The sequence below is a fragment of the Macromonas nakdongensis genome (assembly GCF_002837145.1).
Lineage (GTDB): Bacteria > Pseudomonadota > Gammaproteobacteria > Burkholderiales > Burkholderiaceae_C > Macromonas_B > Macromonas_B nakdongensis.
In genome coordinates, this window is the sequence record NZ_NWMV01000149.1 from 1 (window position 1) to 2,467 (window position 2,467).

A 2,467-nucleotide genomic window follows, 5' to 3' on the forward strand; every position below is an offset into this window, starting at 1 on the left:
GGCCAGGGCCAGCAGGGCTTCCAGCACCTCGGGCGTCACGGCCTGGCGGCTGGCGTCCAGCCGCAGGCCGGCGGCCTCCCATTGCAGGGCGGCGTGGCGGGCGTCCTGGCCCGGGGCCAGCAGTTCGCGCAGGTGGGGCAGGCCCTGCTGGGCCAGGGTCTGCAGGCGTTGCCAGGCCCGGCGTTGGGGCGGTGGGGTGAAATGGGTCATGCGTGCACGCGGCAGATTTGGAGCATGTTGGTGCCGCCTGGGGTGCCCATGGGCTCGCCGCAGGTGATGGCGTAGACGTCGCCCGGCTGCACGATGCCGCGCGCCTTCAGCTGCTGCTCGGCCTGGGCCAGGGCGGTGTCGCGGTCGGCGCTGGTGTCCATCAGCAGCGGGCGCACGTTGCGGTACAGCGCCATGCGCCGTTGCGCGGCCAGCTTGGAGGTCAGGGCGTAAATCGGCAGGTGCACCTTGTGCCGGCTCATCCACAGCGCGGTGGAGCCTGATTCCGTCAGCGCGACGATGGCCTTGGCCCCCAGGTGCGAGGCGGTGAACAGCGCGCCCATGGCGATGGACTGGTCGATGCGCTCGAAGGTCTTGCCCAGAAAGTCGGATTCCAGCTCGTGGTGGTCGGCGGCCTCGGCGGCCTCGCAGATGCGGGCCATTTCCTGCACCGTTTGCAGGGGGTACTTGCCGGCGGCGGTTTCGGCGCTCAGCATCACCGCGTCGGTGCCGTCCAGCACCGCGTTGGCCACGTCGCTCACCTCGGCGCGGGTGGGCACCGGCGCCTGGATCATGCTCTCCATCATCTGCGTGGCGGTGATGACCACCTTGTCGTGCTCGCGCGCCAGCCGGATCATGCGCTTTTGCAGCGCCGGCACGGCGGCGTGGCCGACCTCCACCGCCAGGTCGCCGCGCGCCACCATGATGCCGTCGGACGCGCGCAGGATGTTCTCCAGCTCGGGGATGGCCTCGGCGCGCTCGATCTTGGCGATCAGCCCCGGCTTGTGGTCGGGCGGGCAGGCCACCTGGCAGAGCTGGCGTGCCAGTGCCATGTCGGTGGCGGTTTTCGGGAAGCTCACCGCCACGTAGTCGGCGCGCAGGGCCATGGCGGTCTTGATGTCTTCCATGTCCTTGGCCGTCAGGGCCGGCGCGGTCAGCCCGCCGCCCTGCTTGTTGATGCCCTTGTTGTTCGACAGCTCGCCGCCGATGGCCACCGTGGTGTGCACCGCCGCACCCTCCACCCGCGTCACGGTCAGCACGATCAGGCCGTCGTTGAGCAGCAGCGTGTCGCCGGCCGTCACGTCGCGCGGCAGTTCCTTGTAATCCAGGCCCACGCCCTGCGCGTTGCCCGGTTCGGTGCGGGCGGCGTCGAGCACGAACGGCGCGCCCTCCTGCAGTTGCACCCGGCCTTCGGCGAACTTGCCGACGCGGATTTTCGGGCCCTGCAGGTCGGCCATGATGGCGACCTCGCGGCCGGCGCGCTGTGCCGCGGCCCGCACCCGTTCGGCGCGGTCGATGTGGTCCTGCGCGCTGCCGTGGGAAAAATTCAGCCGCACCACGTCCACCCCGGCGCGCACCATGGCTTCGAGGATGGCGGGCTCGCTCGAGGCGGGGCCCAGGGTGGCAACGATCTTGGTGGCGCGCAAGGACATGCAAGGGTCTCCGTGTGGGGGCGCGGGGTCGCGCCACGTGGGTGGCATCGATTATTTCAGTTTCGGCCGCGACACCCGGCCGATTTCACCTGCGCGACAATGAATATTCTTCACAGCCTCGCCGTCCATCCATGCTTTTGAACTTTTCCGTCAAGCCCCTGAAGGGAGTGCGCATCGTCAGCCTGGCCCTCAACCTGCCCGGCCCGGCCGCGCTGTGGCGTTTGCGTGCCATGGGCGCCCGCTGCACCAAGGTCGATCCGCCCGCCGGCGACCCGATGCGCCTGTACAGCCCGGCCGCCTTCGCCGACCTGTCGGCCGGGCTGAAGGCCGTCACGCTCGACCTCAAGGCCGCCGACGGCCAGGCCAAGCTGCACAAGCTGCTTGCCCAGGCCGATGTGCTGCTGACCTCCTTCCGTCCCTCGGCCTTGGCCAAGCTGGGGCTGGACGGCAAAAGCCTCAAGCGCGCCCATCCGGCGCTGTCGCTGGTCACCATCGTCGGTGCCCCCGCCGAACGCGCCGAAGAACCGGGCCACGACCTGACCTACCAGGCCGAGGTCGGTCTGGTGGCCGACCTGGCCGTGCCGCCCAGCCTGCTGGCCGACATGGCCGGCGCCCTGGCCGCGTCGGAAGCGGTGCTGCAGGCGCTGCTGGCGCAGCGCGCCAGCGGCAAGGGCGTCCGCCTGGAGGTGGCATTGTCGGAGGCCGCGCGCTGGCTGGCCCTGCCGCGCCAGTGGGGCCTGACCGCGCCCGGCCAGTTGCTGGGCGGCGCCCACGCCGGCTACCGTGTCTACCCCTGCAAGAACGGCCGGGTGGCGCTGGCCGCGCTG

Annotated in this window: 3 protein-coding genes; 1 reads left to right on the forward strand and 2 read right to left on the reverse strand. The window is 71.0% G+C overall.

All coding sequences use genetic code 11. The features are described from left to right. Nucleotides 1-210: hypothetical protein (locus CON77_RS14400; protein WP_439650587.1), on the reverse strand; the 210-nt coding region annotated here is incomplete at its 3' end. Beyond that, nucleotides 207-1,640, reverse strand: coding sequence for a pyruvate kinase (gene pyk, locus CON77_RS14405; RefSeq protein ID WP_101050246.1), 1,434 nt, complete (start codon nucleotides 1,638-1,640; stop codon nucleotides 207-209). The genes CON77_RS14400 and pyk, both read right to left, overlap by 4 nt. Nucleotides 1,641-1,771: 131 nt before the next feature. On the opposite strand from pyk, the gene CON77_RS14410 reads away from it, so the two are divergent. After that, nucleotides 1,772-2,467, forward strand: a 696-nt coding sequence (locus CON77_RS14410; RefSeq protein WP_101050247.1) for a CoA transferase, incomplete at its 3' end; no start/stop codon positions are given.